Here is a 17,244-nt window from a genome sequence, read left to right on the forward strand (position 1 = left end):
TCGTTGAACGGGCAACGACGTTGGGCCGGGCATGCAGGTAGAGATCTGGTCCGACGTCGTGTGTCCCTGGTGCTACATCGGCAAGCGCCGCCTGGAGAGCGCCCTCGAGCAGTTCCCGCACCGGGACCAGGTCGAGGTCGTCTGGCGGTCCTTCCAGCTCGACCCGTCGGTCCCGGAGGGCGAGACGCACCCCACGCTGCCCGCGCTGGCGGCCAAGTACGGCACGACCGAGGACGCCATGCGCGCGAACATGGCACGCGTGGAGCAGGTCGCCGCCGAGGAGGGCCTGGAATACCACCTCGTCGACGCGACCAGCGGCAACACCCTGCTCGCTCACGAGCTGCTGCACCTGGCCGCCGAGCACGGGAAGCGCAACGAGCTCAAGGAGCTCCTGCTGCACGCCTACTTCGAGCAGGGCCGCCCGGTCTTCGACGTCGACTCCCTCGTGCCGTTCGCGGTCGAGGTGGGGCTCGACGAGGCCGAGGTGCGCGAGGCCCTCGCCGACCGCCGCTACCTCTCCGCCGTCCGGCAGGACGGCGCGACCGCGCAGGCTCTCGGCGCGACCGGCGTCCCGTTCTTCGTCGTCGACCGCAAGTACGGTGCCGCCGGTGCCCAGCCGGCCGAGCTGCTCCTGCAGATCCTGGAGCGGGCCTGGGCCGACGCCCACCCGCTGGTCACCGTGCCGGCCGCCGACGGCTGCACCGACGACAGCTGCGTGGTCTAACCCAGCAGTCGCGGCACGGCGCGCAGCGCCTTCTCGGCCTCGGCGTCCATCTCCCGGACGACGTCGGTCGCCGACCGCTCACTGGTCACCAGCCCGACCGACTCACCCGCATAGATGGGGGCGTCGGCGGGGTCGCCGGTGCGACGTCCGTCGATCACCCGCTGGCGGGCCTCCGGTGTCCCGCGCAGCTCGTCCTCGCGGCCGTGCCATTCCCGGCTGAAGTCGTTGACCAACGCCCGGCCGGGCCACCGTTCGGGCCAGGCGGCGCCCTCCGCGACGTCGAACGCCCGGGTCAGCACCGTCTCGTCGCCCGAGGCCGCCCGGACCCGCTCCCGCAGGGCGGGCGCGTTGAGCCCCTCGGTGCACGACAGCAGGGGCGTCCCGATCCACACCCCGGCCGCGCCCGCGACGAGAGCGGCAGCCATCCCCGCGCCGGTGGCGATGCCGCCGGCCGCCACCACCGGCCGGTCGGTCAGCGTCAGGACCTCCTGCAGCAGCGGGAGGGTGGCGCGGTGACCGGTGTGCCCCCCGGCCTCGGTCCCCTGCGCGACCAGGATGTCGACACCGGCGTCGAGGGCTCTATGGGCGTCGGCGGTGGTGTTGACCTGCGCGCAGACGGCGATCCCCGCGTCGTGCAGCGGGCCCACGTAGGGCGCCGGGTCCCCGAAGGAGACCGACACCAGGCTGGGCTCCGCGGCCACCGTCGCCTCGAACAGCTCCGGCCGGGCCTCGAGGACCCAGATCATCAGCCCCACGCCGAAGGGCAGCTGGTTGGCGGCCGGGACCGCGCACTGCTCGGTGACGAACTCCGCTGAGTGGGATCCGCTGACACCGACCATCCCGAGGCCGCCGGCACGCGAGACAGCTGCGGCCAGCGCACCGCCGGACACGCCGGCCATCGGCGCACCGATGACCGGCGTGGTCAGGTCGAACCAGCGGGTCAGCGGAGTCCTGATCACCCGCTCATCGTGCCCTGTGGCGCGGTGGGGCGGCAGGAGTCCTCCTGCTACTGCGCTGCCGGACCGGCCTGATCGGTCCCCTGCAGCCTGCCCAGGAACTCGTGACAGCGCTTCGCCCGCGCGGAATCCTGCTCCATCACCTCGCGGAAGAAGCTCGCGATGTCGTCCAGGCCGGCGTTCTCGGCGTCCCGGACGTACTGGCCGTAGTCGTGCCCGGCCTTCAGCGAGTGGTACTGGACGGAGATCAGGTCGTAGTAGACGTCTTCGAAGCCGGTTTCGCCCGTGGCCATCCGATCCTCCTCGATCCAAAGCGGTAAAGGACCTCGCGGCCCTACCCGGCACGGACCGATCCGTCACATGGATCAAGATTCCGAGAACGCGCCTCCGGTGACGTCGCCGCCACCGGCTTCGTCGGGGAGGTTCTGGCTGGTGGCGAGGTCCTCCTCGCCCGTGGCCGTCGGGTCGTCCCCGGCCGAGGCAAGGTCGTCGCCCTGGCCGTGGGCGCCGGGGTCGGCCTGGAGAGTGCGCGGGTCGTTGAGGGGATCGGGGACGTCGGGATCGGTGACGGTCATGGCGGTCGCATGCCCCGGCCGTGCACGGGTGAAAACCTCTGGTGTCATGCGTAACCCGCGTGTTACACATGACCGGTGGAGGCGCTCGCGGCACTGGCCGACCCCGTCCGGCGGGAGCTGGTGAGCCTGCTCGCCCGGGGAGAGCTGGCCGCCGGTGAGCTCGCCGACCGGTTCCCCGTCAGCCGGCCGGCGATCAGCCGGCACCTGCGGGTGCTCCGCGAGGCGGGGCTGGTCACCGCGCGGGCCGAGGGCAGGCGGCGGCTCTACGCGCTCGACCCGCGACCGCTGCGGGAGATCGACGACTGGCTGGAGCCCTACCGCGACCTGTGGGCCCAGCGGCTGGACGCACTGGACACCGAGATCGCCCGCGGTCGGCGGGCACGGACGAGCGGAGGACAGGCATGACTCAGGACGTCGGGGCCCGGCGAGGCGTCGTCACCGCGCAGGACGACGGGCGGCAACGGCTGGAGTTCCGCCGCTCCTGGCCCGACCCGATCGAGGACGTCTGGGGAGCGCTCACCGAGCCCGACCGCCTGGCCCGCTGGATCGGCCGTTACGACGGGGCGAGGGACGTGGGAGCCACCGGTACCTTCTTCATGACGCACGAGCAGGGGGAGCCGGTCGGAGAACCGATGACCGTCGTCGAGTGCGAGCCGCCCCGCCGGCTGGTGGTCGAGTGGATCCAGCAGGAGACGGAGGACTGGTCGGTGGCCCTCGACCTCTGGACCGAGGACGGGCGGACGTGGCTGCGCTTCGTCCAGGTCTTCCCGGCCGGCGCAGACGTCACCGACTTCGCGATGGGCTGGCACTGGTACCTGGACAAGTTCGGCGCCGAGGTCAGCGGCGATCCGGTCCCCGGCGACTGGGACGACTTCCTCGCGGAGGTCGGCCCCGCCTACGGTCGCGGCTGAGGGCGACCGAGTACGAGCATCGCGACGGCGCCGGCCAAGACCGCGATGACGATCGGCGTCTCCACCGGATCGAACCCCCGCGGCCGGAGCAGGCCGCGGGTCCGGCGCTCCAGCAGCACGCCAGGGACCATGCCCGCCGCGAGCAGGCGGAGTACCCGCCGGGCACGGTCGTCCGGGCCGCCGGCCAGGCGGATGACGGCCCAGGTCTGCGCCGCGAGCATGTACGAAGGCGCGCTCAGCGCCGTGCCGATCCACCACGAGTCCCGGGCGACGTGATCTGCGTCGCCCTGCAGGAACGGGATGTCGAACGCGCGTTGCCGGCGGAGGGCGACCAGCTGGCCGGCCAGTCCCGCGGCCAGCTGGAGGGCGGAGGCGCGGACGAGCGACGAGGTGTGCGCCATGCCGGCGCACCCTAGGACCGCCCCCCCGCCTCGTGGTGTGTTCGGCGCGCCCGGCCCCGGCCCCGACGCCGGGGGGGTGGGCTTTCCTCAGACGGGCTGGTGCACCTGGACCGGGTCCGGGCCCGTCCAGGGCCCCAGTCGGCCCAGCAGCCGATCACGCGCAGCCAGCCGGGGCCCGGCCTGCACCGGGTAGCCCTCGTGGCTCCCGGTGAGCTCGCGCGCCGCACGCGCGGCGAAGTTGGGATCGTCCTGCGCCTCCCGCGCGACCGCCACCAGGTCGGCGCAGCCCTGCTGCACGATCGCCTCGGCCTGCCGGGCGTCGACGATGAGCCCGACGGCCATCGTGGCGATGCCGGCCTCCTCGCGGATCCGGGCGGCGTGCGGCACCTGGTAGCCGTAGCCGATGGGGTGCTGCCAGCCGCCGCCGAGCCCGCCGCCGGAGGCGTCGACGACGTCGACGCCGCGCTCCTTCAGCTCGCGGGCGAAGGCGACGGTGTCCTCCAGCGTCACACCGTCGCGGGACCCGTCGACCGACGAGACGCGCACGAAGAGGGGTCGATCGTCGGGCCATGCCGCGCGGACGGCCTCGACCACCTCGAGCGGGAAGCGCATCCGGCCCTCGCGGGAGCCGCCGTACTCGTCGTCCCGCCGGTTGGTGAGGGGGGAGAGGAACTGGTTGAGCAGATAGCCGTGTGCGGCGTGCACCTCGACGACGTCGAAGCCCGCGGCCAGCGAGCGCCGGGTGGCGGCGACGAACGCCTCGCGCACCTCGGCCAGCTCGTCGGTGGTCAGCGCGTGCGGGGTCGGCCACCCCGGCGCGACCGGCACGGCGCTGGCCGACACGGTGGGCCAGGGCTCCTCGCCCGGAAGGGCGTTCTCCGCCGTCACCGGCCCGTCGCCGTCCCACGGCCGCAAGCTGGCGGCCTTGGCGCCGGCGTGGGCGAGCTGGATCCCGGCCAGGGACCCGTGGGCGTGCAGGAAGTCGGTCACGCGGGCGAGCCCGGCGATGTGCTCGTCGGACCAGAGGCCGACGTCACCGTGGCTGATCCGGCCCTCGGGGGTGACCCCGGTCGCCTCGACGACGACCAGCCCGAACCCGCCCAGTGCGAACCGGCCCAGATGGGCCAGGTGGTAGTCGCCGACGAAGCCGTCGGTCACCGAGTACTGGCACATGGGGGCGACGACGAGCCGGTTCGGCAGCGTGACGCCGCGGAGGGGCAGGGGCGCGAAGAGGCTGGTGTCAGAAGAGGGTGAGGTGCTCACAGCCGGCGCAACGCGCCCGACGGCCGAGGTCTTCCGCGTCCCACCAGGGTCTTCCGACCTGAGAACCAGACGTCCTAGACGTAACATCTCTCACGGTTACAGCGGTGCGAAGCGCCGGTAACCTCACCTGATCCGGATCGTTGCACCTGTACCGACACCGGATCCGCAGCACCAGCGCCGGTGCCAGAGCCGCCCGGCTACCCAGAGGATGGAGACGCCGTGACTTCAGTGGCCACCCCCGGTCTCGAGAACGCACCCACCACGCATGCCCGCCTCCTGGCGTGGGTCCGGGAGATGGCCGAGCTGACGACGCCGGACCAGGTGGTCTGGGTCGACGGCAGCGACGAGGAGTGGGAGCGGCTGACGGCACAGCTCGTCGATGCCGGCACCTTCACCCGCCTGGACAAGAAGCCCAACTCGTTCCACTGCGCCTCCGACCCCAGTGACGTCGCCCGGGTCGAGGACCGCACCTACATCTGCTCGGTCGACGAGGCCGACGCGGGTCCTACCAACAACTGGATGGACCCGGCCGAGATGAAGTCGGTCATGACCGAGCTGTACCGCGGGTGCATGCGCGGCCGGACCATGTACGTCATCCCGTTCTGCATGGGCCCGGTCGAGGCCGAGAACCCCATGTTCGGCGTCGAGCTCACCGACTCGGAGTACGTCGTCGTCTCGATGCGCGTCATGGCCCGCATCGGCAGCTACGTCCTCGAGGCCATGGGCGAGGACCGCCCGTTCGTGCCGGCCATGCACTCCCTGGGCGCGCCGCTCGAGGAGGGCCAGCAGGACGTGCCGTGGCCCTGCAGCGACACCAAGTACATCGTGCACTTCCCCGAGGAGCGGGCCATCTGGTCCTACGGCTCGGGCTACGGCGGCAATGCCCTGCTGGGCAAGAAGTGCTACTCGCTGCGCATCGCCTCGGTGATGGCGCGCGACGAGGGCTGGCTCGCCGAGCACATGCTGATCCTCAAGCTGACCAGCCCGCAGCAGAAGACCTACTACGTGGCCGCGGCGTTCCCGTCGGCCTGCGGCAAGACGAACCTGGCCATGCTCGAGCCCACCATCCCGGGCTGGAAGGTCGAGACCCTGGGCGACGACATCGCCTGGATGCGCTTCGGCGAGGACGGCCGGCTCTACGCCCTCAACCCGGAGTTCGGCCTGTTCGGCGTCGCCCCGGGCACCGGCTGGGACACCAACCCCAACGCCATGCGCACGATCGAGAAGGGCAACTCGGTCTTCACCAACGTCGCCCTCACCGACGACGGCGACATCTGGTGGGAGGGCATGACCGACGACGCCCCCGCCCACCTCACCGACTGGAAGGGCCGCGACTGGACGCCGGAGAGCGATGAGCCCTCCAGCCACCCGAACAGCCGGTTCTGCACCCCGATCGCCCAGTGCCCGATCCTGGCGCCGGAGTACGAGGACCCGAAGGGCGTGCCGATCTCGGCGATCCTCTTCGGCGGCCGGCGCAAGACCACGATCCCGCTGGTCAGCGAGGCCCGGGACTGGAACCACGGCGTCTTCATGGGCGCGACGCTCTCCTCGGAGACCACCGCCGCCGCGACCGGTGCGGTCGGCGTCGTCCGCCGCGACCCGTTCGCCATGCTGCCGTTCATCGGCTACAACGCCGGCGACTACTTCTCGCACTGGGTCGACACCGGCAAGCAGGCCGACTCCACCAAGCTGCCGCGGATCTTCTACGTGAACTGGTTCCGTCGCGACGAGGACGGCGGCTTCCTGTGGCCGGGCTTCGGCGAGAACAGCCGGGTCCTCAAGTGGGTCGTCGAGCGCCTCGAGGGGACGGCGGCCGCCGTCGAGACCCCGGTCGGCCACGTGCCCACCGTCGACGCGCTCGACGTCTCCGGTCTGGACATGACGCCGGAGCAGGTCGAAGCGGCGCTGGCCGTCAAGCCCGAGGAGTGGCGCGAGGAGATCCCGCAGATCACCGAGTGGTTCGAGAAGTTCGGGGACAAGCTGCCCAGCACCATGTGGGACGAGCTGGAGATCCTGAAGAGCCGGCTCGCCTGAAGAAGGACCCCGCGAGGCACTGAACGCCTGAGGCCCAGAACCGCTCCGGTTCTGGGCCTCAGGCGTTCAGCGGCACGACACCGATTCCTCGCCCGTCGCCGGAGCACGCAGTCGGTTAGCGTGGCGAGGGCCCTACCTCGTCCGACGGAGGCTCCCAGCTCGTGGCGAATCCCTACCTGCAGGTGCTGCGGACCCCGCACACCCTGCCGATGGTGCTCGCCGCGTTCATCGGGCGGCTGCCGCTGTCGATGGTCGGCCTGGGCTGCGTGCTGCTGGTCGCCGACGAGACCGGGTCCTACGGGCTGGGCGGCGCCGTCGCCGCGGCCGGCGCGGTCACCACCGCCATCGCCGGCCCCGTGCTCGGTCGCTGGGCCGACAGCCACGGCCAGCGCAAGGTCCTCCTGCCGGTCCTCGCCGTGTTCGTCGTCGCCGGAACGGCGTTCCTCGCGGCCGTGAAGGGGGACTGGCCGCTGTGGACGGTCTTCGTCTCGGCCGGGATCGCGGGCGCCTGCATCCCGCCCGTCTCCTCGATGATCCGGGTGCGCTGGACCCACCTGTTGCGCGGCAGCCACCGGCTCCCCACGGCCCTGGCGATGGAGTCCGTGGTCGACGAGTTCGTCTTCATCGTCGGCCCGGTGCTGGTCACGTTCCTCTCCACGACCGGCCACGCCACCAGCGGCGTCGTCACCGCATTCACGCTCGCCGCTGTCGGCAGCCTGCTGTTCGCCGCCCAGGGCAGGACCGAGCCCCCACCGACCCCGCACGAGCACCGCAACGGCCCCTCGGCGATCCGCACCCCCGGGCTGCGGGTGCTGTTCGTGGTCGGTGCCGCGGTCGGCGCCATCCTCGGCACACTGGAGATCGCGCTGGTCGCCTTCGCCGACCAGGAGGGCGCCTTGTCGCTGTCGGGCGTCCTCATCGCCGGCCTCGCCGTCGGGTCGATGGCCAGCGGGATCGGCTGGGGCACGGTGCACTGGCGGATGCCGCTGCGGCACCGGCTGGTGGGCGTGCTCGCGCTCCTGACTATCTGCAGCATCCCGCTGCTCCTGGTCACCGACGTGTGGGTGATGGTGCCCTTCGTCGTTCTCGCCGGGGTCGCGGTCTCGCCGTCGCTCATCAGCTCGTTCACCCTCGCCGAGCTGCTCGTCCCCCGGGCGGCGGTGACGGAGGCCTTCACCTGGATCGGCACCGCTCTCGGCCTCGGGGTGGCGGTCGGCGCGTCGGTCGCGGGCAAGGTCGTGGACGTCTACGGCGCCAACACGGCGTTCCTCGTGGCGGTCGTCGCCGCCGCCATCGCCACGGTCGTCGTCGGGATGTTCCAGAGGCTGCTGCACGTCCCGGCGGAGCACGCCTCGGCGCCGGCCCTCGTCCGCTGATGGGGCGCGAGGACCGGCAGTCGGGGGCCCGCACCATCGACGAACTGCTCGAGCAGGTGCGCGGCAGGATCGACCGCGTCGGGCCGGGGGAGGCCGCGAGCCGCCTCGCCGAGGGGGCGCTCCTGATCGACACCCGCCCGCTCGAGCAGCGAGACCGGGACGGAGAGGTGCCCGGCGCCGTCGTCGTCGACCGCAACGTGCTCGAGTGGCGGCTCGACCCGGCCAGCCCGTACCGCCTCCCCGAGGTGAGCGGCTACGACCGGGAGGTGATCGTGCTGTGCAACCAGGGCTTCAGCTCCAGCCTCGTGGCCGACACGCTGCGCTCGCTCGGGCTGCGCCGGGCCGTCGACGTCGTGGGCGGCTTCGAGGCGTGGGCCGCCGCCGGGCTCCCGGTCCTCCCTCCGGGCGGGCGACGGGACGTCGGGGTGTGAGCCGGCCCCGGCCCGCCGCGGGAGGGGGCCGCATCCTCGGCGTCACGCCGGAGCGGCTGGGGCGCTGGCTGGACGGCGTGGCCGAACGGCACGGCAGCTTCACCGCCGCCGTCCACGCGGAGGAGGCCGTGCGCATCACCTGCGCCGACACCACGACGGTCGTGCTGCGCGCGCCCTTCGCCTGGGAGCCCGGGCCGGCGCTGCTCAGCACGTTCACGGCCGCAGCGCGACAGCCGCACCGGGCGGCCGTGCTGCTGGTGCGCCGCGGGCGCTGGGCCGTGGGGGTGTTCGACGGCTCCGACCTGGTCGTCTCGAAGGTGGACGCCAGGCAGGTCCAGGGCCGGACGGCGGCCGGCGGCTGGTCGCAGCAGCGCTTCGCCCGCCGCCGCGGGCACCAGACCGACGCCGTCGTCGCCCACGCCATCGAGACGGCGGTGCGCGTGCTCATGCCGCACGCGGCCACGGTGGACGCGCTCTTCACCGGCGGTGACCGCGGCCTGGTCGACGACGTCCTCGCGGACTCCCGGCTGACCCCGCTCGCCGCGCTCCGGCGCGAGCCCGCCCTCGACGTGGGCGAGCCGACCAAGGCGGTCCTGCTGGAGACCCCGAAGCAGTTCCGCGCGGTCCAGGTGCACATCGTGGAGCCAGTCGACCGCATGTGATCCAACCTGCGAGAGATCTTCAGGGCCGGTCCTGTCGATCATTCCGTACACGGACGAGCCATGCGTGTGGCCCGCCAGCTGCGGGTCGGGGACCGTCGATGACGGGGTCCTCAACCCGGCTGCACCGTCCGGCGGGTATATCGGCAATCGGGCATCGTGGGCGAGTGTGGCGAGCACGGTCTGACCGAGTTCCTTGACGAAGGCGATCCAGCGCCCGGGGGAGAGCCCTGAGCTGCCTCACGGCCGGGCCGGCAGACTCCCCGGCGGTGAGGCGCACCTGGGTCCTCCGCGAGTCTCTAGAGTGCAGGAATGTCACAGGACGCCATCGAGCAGCAGTCGAGCGGTATCGGCCGCCGCCGAGCGGCGGCTCAGGGGGAGAACCGGACGGCCTACCGGGAGCGCCGTCAGGAGATCATCACCGTCGCCGCCAACCTGTTCAAGGCCCGGGGGTTCCGCGGGACGAGCATCGGCCAGATCGCGGAGGCGCTCGACACCGACCGGGCGACGCTCTACTACTACATCGGGAGCAAGGAAGAGCTCTTCGACGAGGTGGTCACCGACGCTGTCCGGGCCAACGTCGCCTTCGCCGAGTCGGTCCGCGACGGCGGGGGGACGGCGCCGGAGAAGTTGCGCACCCTGATGACCGCGCTGATGCAGTCGTACGCGGAGAACTATCCGTTCCTCTACGTCTACATCCAGGAGAATCTCAGCCACGTCGGCGGGACGCGTGCCGACTGGTCTCGCGAGATGCGCCAGTTGAACAAGTCCTACGAGGACACCGTCGTGGCGATCATCCAGTCGGGCATCAACGAGGGCACGATCCGGCCGGTGGCGGACGCATGGGTCATCGCCTACGGACTCATCGGCATGTTCGGGTGGACCAACCGGTGGTTCAACCCGGCCACGTCCGCGGTCGACGCCGCCACGATCGGCTCGGCCTACGCCGAGATATTCCTCCAGGGGATCGTCACCGTCTCCCCCTGACGCACCGCGCGGTGGCGACGCCAGGCGTACCTTCAAGTGCTGTCAACGGTTATGTTGATCCTTCGCAGGAGTTCCCGGTCGGAGGAGAGCAGCATGGCGAGCAGTGTCGGAGTGATCGGTGGCGGCACGATGGGCATCGGAATTGCCTACGTGTTCGCCGTCTCGGGTGCCGCGACGACCGTCGTCGAGCCCGATGCCGGCCGGATAGCGATTCTCCGGGAGGAGATCGAGCAGGCCGCCGCGGGAGGGGTCGCCCGCGGCAAGCTGGCCCCCGAGGCCGCCGCCGCCCTTGGCGGGCTGATCACCCACGCGATCTCGGCCGACGAGCTGCCCGAGGGCCTCGACCTCGTCGTCGAGACCGTCCCGGAGTCGCCCGACCTCAAGCGTGAGGTCCTCTGTGCGGCCGAGTCGCGCGGTCCCGCTGTCCTGGCCAGCAACACCAGCGCGCTCTCGATCGACGAGCTCGCCACGTCGTTGACGGAGCCCGAGCGCTTCCTCGGACTGCACTTCTTCAACCCGGTCTGGTCGATCCCGGTGGTCGAGGTGGTCCGTGGCGCGGCCACCAGCCCGCAGACGCTCGACGCGGCGCTGGCCTCGGTGCGGGGGATCGGCAAGGAGGCGGCTGTCGTCCGCGACATGCCCGGCTTCGCGACCAGCCGGCTCGACGTGGTGGCGGCCCTCGAGGCGATCCGCATGGTGGAGACCGGTGTCGGCGAGCCCGCCGACATCGACCGAGCCATCCAGCTCGCCTACCGGCACCCGGTGGGGCCGCTACGGCTGAGCGACATCGTCGGCCTGGACGTGCGCCTCCACATCGCGCGCAACCTCGAGCAGGCGCTCGGGCCGCAGTTCACCCCGCCCCGACTTCTCGTCGACAAGGTGGAGGCCGGCGAGCTCGGCCGCAAGACCGGCCGCGGCTTCTACGACTGGGACTGACGGCGGCTGCTCGTTGACGTGCGGGCGCTCGCTCGCCTATCGTCAACTGTACTGTTGACGACCGGCCGCGGGGCCGTGGAAGTGGAGGTTCGCGTGGGCGGGCAGCCGATCGGACTGGGCCGGGCGTCGCTGATCTCTAACACCAGCGACGAGCACCGCAACCTGCGCGAGAGCGTGGCCAAACTGGTCGCGGGCTACGGACGCGCCTACTTCCAGGACGTCGTCGCCAAGGGGCAAAAGGCCGACGCGCTGTGGGCCGACATGGGAGCGGCCGGCTTCCTCGGGGTCCACCTGCCCGAGGAGCACGGCGGCGGTGGCGGCGGGCTGGCCGACCTCGCCGTGGTCATCGAGGAGATGGCCGCGCAGGGCTGCCCGATGTTCATGATCGTCATCAGCCCGGCGATCTGCGGTTCGGTGCTCGCGGCACACGGCACCCCGGAGCAGAAGCAGCGCTACCTGCCGGGCATCGCCGACGGCACCTTCCGCATGGCGTTCGCGATCACCGAGCCCGATGCCGGCTCCAACACCCACAAGATCACCACGACGGCGCACCGGGACGGCGACGGCTGGCGGTTGCGGGGGCAGAAGTACTGGACCTCCGGCGTCGACGAGTGCCAGGCCCTTTTGGTCGTGGCCCGCGACGCCGACCCGGGCCCCGACGGCCGGAACACGCTCTCGCTGTTCATCGTCCCGACCGACGCCCCCGGCCTGAGCTTCCAGCAGCTCGACTCGGCGCTGCAGCTGCCCGAGAAGCAGTTCACCACCTTCTTCGACGACGTCCCCGTCGAGCGCATCGGCCTGGTCGGTGCCGAGGGCGAGGGGCTCAAGCAGGTCTTCGCCGGCCTGAACCCGGAACGCGTCGCGGCCGCCTGCATGGCGAACGGCATCGCTCGGTACGCGCTGGCCCGCGGCGCCCAGTACGCCCGTGAGCGCATTGTCTGGAAGGCGCCGATCGGCGCCCACCAGGGCGTGGCGCACCCCCTGGCCAAGGCATACATCGACGTGGAGCTCGCCCGGCTGATGACCATGCGCGCGGCGACCATGACCGACCAGGGGCTTGACGCGGCCGAGGCCGGCAACATCGCGAAGTTCGCAGCCGGCGACGCCTGCGTCCAGGCGCTGGACCAGGCGATCCAGGTGCACGGCGGCAACGGGCTGTCCAACGAGTTCGGCCTGGCCGACCTCTGGTTCATCGGCCGCATGTTCAAGACCGCGCCGGTGAGTCGCGAGATGGTCCTCAACCACATCGCCCAGCACAGCCTCGGCCTACCGAAGAGCTACTGAGGCCGCCCCGACCGCGACAGGAGTGGCTCGTGTCCGCAACCCTCTCGGGACTGATCCGTGACCTCGGGGCCGCCCGCCCGGCTGCGCCCGCCGTCTCCACGGGCGGGCAGACGGTGACCTTCGGCCGGCTCGACGAGCGCAGCTCCCGGGTGGCGCAGGCACTGCTGCAGGCAGGGGTCGGCCCGCAGGACCGGATTGCCGTCCTCGACAAGAATGCGCCCACTTTCTACGAGGTGACGTTCGGCGCGGCCAAGGTCGGGGCGGTCACCGTCGGGCTGAACTTCCGGCTGGCGACGCCCGAGATCGCGGCGATCGTCGCCGACGCCCGCCCCCGGGTCGTCGTGGTGGCGCCGGAGTTCCGTGCGCTGCTCGCCGACGTGGGTCCCGACGGCCCCCGCGTCGTGCAACTCGGCGAGGAGTACGAGGCGTGGCTGGCCGCGGCGCCGGCGGAGGACCCCGGCGCGGAGGCCGACCCCGACGACGTCGTTCTGCAGCTGTACAGCTCTGGGACGACCGGCCGCCCCAAGGGGGCGATGCTGACTTCGGCGAACCTGCTGTTCACCCCTCGCATGGGCCGCGAGTTCTACGGCATGGGTCCTGAGACGGTGAACCTCGTGCCCTCACCGCTGTTCCACATCGGGGGGATCGGCTACAGCCTCACGGCCATGGGGCTGGGTGGGCACACCGTCCTGGTGCGGGACGTCGATCCCGCAGGGGTGCTCGCGCTCATCGAGCGTCACCGGGTGACGCACACGTTCCTGGTCCCCGCCGTCGTGCAGATGCTCGCCGAGAGCCCGGCGCTCCCGGGCACGGACCTCTCGAGTCTGCGGCGCATCGCCTACGGCGGGGCGCCGATGGGGGAGACCCAGCTGCTGAAGGCCATGGCGCTGCTCGGTTGCGACTTCATGGGCGTGTACGGGATGACCGAGACCGCCGGCAGCGTCACGGCGTTGGCTCCGGACGACCACGACCCCCGCGGTCCGCGGGCGGCGCTGCTGCGGTCGGTCGGTCGCCCGCTGCCGTGGCTGGACCTGCGCGTGGTCGATCCCACGACAGGCGAGGACGCGCCGGTCGGCGGCGTCGGCGAGATCTGGGTGCGCTCGGGCCAGAACACCGTCGGCTACTGGGGGCTGCCCGAGCTGACCGCGGAAACCCTCGTCGAGGGTGGCTGGCTGCGCACCGGTGACGCGGCCTACCTCGACGACGAGGGGTACGTGTACATGCACGACCGGATGAAGGACATGGTGGTGTCTGGCGGGGAGAACATCTATCCCGCAGAGGTCGAGAACGTCCTCTACGCACATCCGGAGGTGCTCGAGGTCGCGGTCATCGGCGTCCCGTCCGACCGGTGGGGCGAGACAGTGAAGGCGGTCGTCGTCCCGCGGCCGGGCGCCGCTCTCGACGCGGACGACCTGATCGCGTTCGCGCGGGAGCGGCTGGCGCACTACAAGTGCCCCACCACCGTCGACTTCGCCGGCGAACTTCCCCGAAACGCCTCCGGAAAGGTGCTCAAGAAGGTGCTGCGGGAGCCGTTCTGGGCCGGTGTCGGCCGAAAGGTGAACTGATCATGGAGGGCGCTCCGGCCGGAGCCATCCACCCGCTCGTGCGGCTGGCCCAGCGGTTCACCATCGACTGGCTCGACCGCGCCGACGGTTCCGTGCCGCCGCAGATCATGACGCCGGACTATCAGGTGCACATCGGCGGCATCGATCTCGAGGGCCTCGAGGCCTATGCGCCGGCGACCCTCGGCCAGCTCACCCAGTTCCCCGGTCTGCAGCTGACGGTCCACGACCTCGTGACCACCGGCGACCGGCTGGCGCTGCACTTCACTGAACACGGCGCGTCCGCGCGCCACGAGGGGCGGCCCGCGGCCTGGGCCGGTGTCGCCCTCTTCCGCTGGGACGGTGAGCGGCTGGCCGAGAACTGGACGCAGGAGGACTACGCCGCCCGTCGTCGCCAGCTGGCCGACGGGCAGTCCGACCCCGTCGCGGCGCCCATGGTCGCGCCGTGGACCGTGACGCCGGCCGCATCCGACCCGACCGCCGAGGTCGTGGTGCGGGACTGGCTTGCCACGGCCGCCCCGGGTGGCGGCGACGTCCGCTGGGACGACGGCCGGGACGGGCCGCTGATCGCGCCGACCGGCGCCGGGGTCGTGGAAATCTTCTCGGTCGGCTCGCGGGTCGCCTTCGCCGCCACGCAGACGGGCCGCTTCCTCGGCGAGGGCGGGAGTGACGAACCGGTTCGCCTCGGACTGGCTGGCCTGGTCGACGTCGTCGACGGTTCGGTGGCACGGGGTGTCGTGATCAGCGACCGTCTGGGGCTGCTCCGCGCGCGCTCGAGGGGCTGATCCTGCCCCCACCAGCGATCTCTTCTCGCCGGAGGACCCATCGGTCGTCCGGCGAGAGGTCGTGCGCCGATAGTCGGATGACGGTCCGGCAACGATGTCGGAATCAGTCAACAGAGTGGTTGACTGGCGTGGTGCAAGTCACCTAACGTGCTTCTCGTCGCCGACGACGAGGTCGGCGACCACGGTCGCGGGCCGGAGGGTGGGACACCGCTCGCCGGCCTCGCGCCGGACATCGACGGAGGAGTAGCCGTGGCCCAGCACACGACGCGAGGCGGTGCCGTCCTCGTCACCGGTGCGGCGTCGGGCATCGGCGAGGCGGCCGCACGGCTGCTCGCGGCACGGGGGCAGCACGTCGTCGTCACGGACCGGGACGGCGAAGGCGCCGCGGCGGTGGCCGCCGACATCGAGCGCGCGAGCGGGTCGGCCGAGTCCGTGTGCATCGACGTCGCGGACGACGACTCCGCGCGGCGTGCGTTCGACGAGCTGCGCGGGCGGGGTGTCGCGGTCGACGGGTTGGTCAACAGCGCGGGAGTCGCCAGCCGCTACCGGTTCCAGGACATGCCGGTCAGCGAGTGGGAGCGCGTCCTGGCCGTTAACCTCACCGGCACCATGCGCGTGACGCAGCTGGTGGTGGCCGACCTGCTGGCGCGCGGCGCCGGTGGCGCCGTCGTAAACGTGGCGTCGGTGATGGCGCACTTCGCGGCCCCCAACCTGGCCTCCTACGTCGCGTCCAAGGGCGGGATCGCGATGCTCACCCGGGCGACTGCGCTCGAGCTGGCTGCCCACGGCATCCGGGTCAACGCGGTGAGCCCGGGCTACGTGGAGTCCGGCATGACCGTCCGGGGATTCGCCGTCCCGAGGTTCCGCGACGCCGTCCTCGCCCGCACGCCGATGGGCCGCTTCGGCACCCCCGGCGACATCGCCGGGGTGATCGCCTTCCTCCTGTCTCAGGACGCCGGCTTCCTCACCGGTCAGGTCATCCCCGTCGACGGCGGCATGTCAGCGGGCGACGCGTCTCTCGCGTCACCGTCGGCCGACGAGCTGGCAGCGGTGTCCCGGTGAGCGACCCGACCCGCTGAGTCCCCTCCCTCCCTCCCATCCCAGACCCACCGCGATCAGCCGCGGTGTCACCCCCAAGGAGCAGGCCATGAGCAGGTCCACGAGGTTCGCGATCGGCATCGCGATCACCGCCACCGTCGTGAGCGGGTGCGGCGGCGGGTCCGACGATGCCGGAGGTGGCGCCGAAGCGGCGTCGTCCGACGAGCCCATCGTCATCGGGGCCTCCGTCTCGCTGACCGGCCCCTACGCCTCGAGCGGCGCCAACGTGTCCAACGGGTACCAGCTCGCGGTCGACCAGATCAACGAAAACGGTGGCGTGCTGGGCCGCCAGCTGGAGCTCGACCTCCAGGACGACCAGAGCGACGCAGGCATCGTCAGCCGCCTCTACACCGAGTTTCTCGGCACCGACGAGGTCGACGCCGTCCTCAGCCCGTACGGCAGCGCCCTGTCCGGACCGGCCGCCCAGCTCGCCGAGCGGTACCAGACTCCCATGGTGCACAGCCAGACGTCGTCGGCCGCCGTGTTCGAGGGCACGGAGTGGAGCGTCATGGCCGGACTCGGCCCTGGCGACGAGGTGCTGGCGCAGGTGCCGGCGTTCGCCGTGGAGGCCGGGTACACCGACATCACCCTGGTCAACAACGACCTCGACGCCTTTAGCGCCATCTGCGACGGCGTGGAGGCGGCGATCGAGGACGCCGGCGCCACCCTGGTCGACCGCATCGAGTACGCCGCCGCAACCAGCGACTTCTCCTCCACGGCCCTCCGGATCTCCGAGGGTGCCCCCGAGGTCGTCGTCATGTGCTCGGCGATCCAGGACTCGATCGGCCTGACCCGGGCGCTGGACCAGCAGGGCTTCCGTCCGGCCGTGGTCGCCTCGCCGACCGCCGTGGACCCGGCCTTCGCCGAGTCGCTCGGTGCACTGGCCGAGAAGGCCGTCGGGTACACGCAGTTCGCGCCCGCTCTCGGTTACGAGGGGTCCGAGGAGTTCGTCGAGGGCTACGAGGCCGAGCACGGCACGGTGAACACCCAGGCCGCCGGCGCCTACGCCACCGTCCAGGTGCTGGCCGCTGCCATCGAGGAGGCTGGCTCCACCGAGAAGGAGGCCGTGAACACCGCGCTCCACGAGGGCACGTTCGAGACCATCCTGGGTGAGTACAGCGTCGACGAGAACGGCGTCCAGACCGGTTACGAGCCGGTTCTGTTCCAGTGGATCGGCGGCGAGCAGGTCATCGTCTACCCGAGCGACGTCGAGGGCGCCGTCGAGCCCCAGCTGCCCTACTGACCGGCAGCGGTGACGGCGA

Annotated in this window: 19 protein-coding genes; 14 read left to right on the forward strand and 5 right to left on the reverse strand. The window is 71.9% G+C overall.

Annotation, left to right across the window (positions count from 1 at the left end; all coding sequences use genetic code 11):
- The first annotated feature begins 31 nt into the window (after positions 1-31).
- The gene (locus FHU33_RS01585) at positions 32-724 is read left to right on the forward strand and encodes a DsbA family oxidoreductase (protein WP_142023771.1); all 693 of its coding nucleotides are present in this window, start codon (positions 32-34) and stop codon (positions 722-724) included.
- On the opposite strand, the gene FHU33_RS01590 is transcribed toward FHU33_RS01585, so the two are convergent.
- From FHU33_RS01590 to FHU33_RS01600, 3 genes are all read right to left on the reverse strand, one after another.
- Complete coding sequence (locus FHU33_RS01590; RefSeq protein WP_246063202.1) at positions 721-1,683, reverse strand: NAD(P)H-dependent flavin oxidoreductase; 963 nt, start codon at positions 1,681-1,683, stop codon at positions 721-723. The two genes, FHU33_RS01585 and FHU33_RS01590, sit on opposite strands and share 4 nt — an antisense overlap.
- A 47-nt stretch (positions 1,684-1,730) precedes the next feature.
- Positions 1,731-1,973 (reverse strand): acyl carrier protein, encoded by a 243-nt coding sequence (locus tag FHU33_RS01595; protein ID WP_142026892.1) that lies wholly within the window; start codon positions 1,971-1,973, stop codon positions 1,731-1,733.
- Positions 1,974-2,045: 72 nt separating this feature from the next.
- Entirely contained in the window at positions 2,046-2,255 is a 210-nt protein-coding gene (locus FHU33_RS01600) for a hypothetical protein (protein WP_142023772.1), read from the reverse strand.
- Positions 2,256-2,330: 75 nt separating this feature from the next.
- Between FHU33_RS01600 and FHU33_RS01605 the strand changes: the two genes are divergently transcribed.
- The gene (locus FHU33_RS01605) at positions 2,331-2,660 is read left to right on the forward strand and encodes an ArsR/SmtB family transcription factor (RefSeq protein ID WP_142023773.1); all 330 of its coding nucleotides are present in this window, start codon (positions 2,331-2,333) and stop codon (positions 2,658-2,660) included.
- Complete coding sequence (locus tag FHU33_RS01610) at positions 2,657-3,166, forward strand: SRPBCC domain-containing protein (protein ID WP_142023774.1); 510 nt, start codon at positions 2,657-2,659, stop codon at positions 3,164-3,166. The genes FHU33_RS01605 and FHU33_RS01610 overlap by 4 nt, the downstream gene beginning before the upstream one ends.
- Here the strand turns inward: FHU33_RS01610 and FHU33_RS01615 are convergent.
- Positions 3,151-3,567 (reverse strand): hypothetical protein, encoded by a 417-nt coding sequence (locus FHU33_RS01615; protein ID WP_142023775.1) that lies wholly within the window; start codon positions 3,565-3,567, stop codon positions 3,151-3,153. The genes FHU33_RS01610 and FHU33_RS01615 overlap by 16 nt on opposite strands.
- An 87-nt stretch (positions 3,568-3,654) precedes the next feature.
- Complete coding sequence (locus FHU33_RS01620) at positions 3,655-4,830, reverse strand: NADH:flavin oxidoreductase/NADH oxidase (RefSeq protein ID WP_246063203.1); 1,176 nt, start codon at positions 4,828-4,830, stop codon at positions 3,655-3,657.
- Positions 4,831-5,049: 219 nt separating this feature from the next.
- Here FHU33_RS01620 and FHU33_RS01625 point away from each other — a divergent pair, with 219 nt between their 5' ends.
- From FHU33_RS01625 to FHU33_RS01675, 11 genes are all read left to right on the forward strand, one after another.
- Positions 5,050-6,864: a phosphoenolpyruvate carboxykinase (GTP) gene (locus tag FHU33_RS01625; protein ID WP_142023777.1), complete on the forward strand. Its 1,815-nt coding sequence runs from the start codon at positions 5,050-5,052 to the stop codon at positions 6,862-6,864.
- 161 nt (positions 6,865-7,025) lie between these two features.
- Complete coding sequence (locus FHU33_RS01630; protein ID WP_142023778.1) at positions 7,026-8,240, forward strand: MFS transporter; 1,215 nt, start codon at positions 7,026-7,028, stop codon at positions 8,238-8,240.
- On the forward strand, positions 8,240-8,671 hold the full coding sequence (locus FHU33_RS01635; protein ID WP_142023779.1) for a rhodanese-like domain-containing protein: 432 nt from the start codon (positions 8,240-8,242) through the stop codon (positions 8,669-8,671). Before FHU33_RS01630 ends, FHU33_RS01635 begins: the two co-directional genes overlap by 1 nt.
- Positions 8,668-9,333, forward strand: a complete 666-nt coding sequence (locus tag FHU33_RS01640) for an acVLRF1 family peptidyl-tRNA hydrolase (protein ID WP_142023780.1) — start codon at positions 8,668-8,670, stop codon at positions 9,331-9,333. Before FHU33_RS01635 ends, FHU33_RS01640 begins: the two co-directional genes overlap by 4 nt.
- Positions 9,334-9,642: 309 nt before the next feature.
- Positions 9,643-10,317 (forward strand): TetR/AcrR family transcriptional regulator, encoded by a 675-nt coding sequence (locus FHU33_RS01645; protein ID WP_142023781.1) that lies wholly within the window; start codon positions 9,643-9,645, stop codon positions 10,315-10,317.
- Between the two features lie 93 nt (positions 10,318-10,410).
- Positions 10,411-11,253: a 3-hydroxyacyl-CoA dehydrogenase family protein gene (locus tag FHU33_RS01650; RefSeq protein ID WP_142023782.1), complete on the forward strand. Its 843-nt coding sequence runs from the start codon at positions 10,411-10,413 to the stop codon at positions 11,251-11,253.
- 93 nt (positions 11,254-11,346) lie between these two features.
- Entirely contained in the window at positions 11,347-12,537 is a 1,191-nt protein-coding gene (locus FHU33_RS01655; protein WP_246063204.1) for an acyl-CoA dehydrogenase family protein, read from the forward strand.
- A 29-nt stretch (positions 12,538-12,566) separates the two neighbouring features.
- Positions 12,567-14,102 (forward strand): long-chain-fatty-acid--CoA ligase, encoded by a 1,536-nt coding sequence (locus FHU33_RS01660; protein ID WP_142023783.1) that lies wholly within the window; start codon positions 12,567-12,569, stop codon positions 14,100-14,102.
- Between the two features lie 2 nt (positions 14,103-14,104).
- Positions 14,105-14,884 carry an ester cyclase gene (locus FHU33_RS01665; RefSeq protein ID WP_142023784.1) on the forward strand — a complete coding sequence of 260 codons (780 nt, stop codon included), beginning with the start codon at positions 14,105-14,107 and terminating at the stop codon, positions 14,882-14,884.
- A 147-nt stretch (positions 14,885-15,031) separates the two neighbouring features.
- Positions 15,032-15,946: an SDR family NAD(P)-dependent oxidoreductase gene (locus FHU33_RS01670; protein WP_170182285.1), complete on the forward strand. Its 915-nt coding sequence runs from the start codon at positions 15,032-15,034 to the stop codon at positions 15,944-15,946.
- Positions 15,947-16,031: 85 nt separating this feature from the next.
- Entirely contained in the window at positions 16,032-17,225 is a 1,194-nt protein-coding gene (locus FHU33_RS01675; RefSeq protein WP_142023786.1) for an amino acid ABC transporter substrate-binding protein, read from the forward strand.
- Positions 17,226-17,244 lie beyond the last annotated feature (19 nt).

The organism is Blastococcus colisei, from assembly GCF_006717095.1.
GTDB lineage: Bacteria > Actinomycetota > Actinomycetes > Mycobacteriales > Geodermatophilaceae > Blastococcus_B > Blastococcus_B colisei.

Excerpts from the sequence above, each read along its gene's own strand:
- FHU33_RS01665 (WP_142023784.1), top strand. The coding sequence starts at position 14,105 with ATGGAGGGCGCTCCGGCCGGAGCCATCCACCCGCTCGTGCGGCTGGCC.
- FHU33_RS01600 (WP_142023772.1), bottom strand. The coding sequence starts at position 2,255 with ATGACCGTCACCGATCCCGACGTCCCCGATCCCCTCAACGACCCGCGC.
- FHU33_RS01645 (WP_142023781.1), top strand. The coding sequence starts at position 9,643 with ATGTCACAGGACGCCATCGAGCAGCAGTCGAGCGGTATCGGCCGCCGC.
- FHU33_RS01585 (WP_142023771.1), top strand. The coding sequence starts at position 32 with ATGCAGGTAGAGATCTGGTCCGACGTCGTGTGTCCCTGGTGCTACATC.
- FHU33_RS01615 (WP_142023775.1), bottom strand. The coding sequence starts at position 3,567 with ATGGCGCACACCTCGTCGCTCGTCCGCGCCTCCGCCCTCCAGCTGGCC.
- FHU33_RS01675 (WP_142023786.1), top strand. The coding sequence starts at position 16,032 with ATGAGCAGGTCCACGAGGTTCGCGATCGGCATCGCGATCACCGCCACC.
- FHU33_RS01635 (WP_142023779.1), top strand. The coding sequence starts at position 8,240 with ATGGGGCGCGAGGACCGGCAGTCGGGGGCCCGCACCATCGACGAACTG.
- FHU33_RS01650 (WP_142023782.1), top strand. The coding sequence starts at position 10,411 with ATGGCGAGCAGTGTCGGAGTGATCGGTGGCGGCACGATGGGCATCGGA.
- FHU33_RS01610 (WP_142023774.1), top strand. The coding sequence starts at position 2,657 with ATGACTCAGGACGTCGGGGCCCGGCGAGGCGTCGTCACCGCGCAGGAC.
- FHU33_RS01595 (WP_142026892.1), bottom strand. The coding sequence starts at position 1,973 with ATGGCCACGGGCGAAACCGGCTTCGAAGACGTCTACTACGACCTGATC.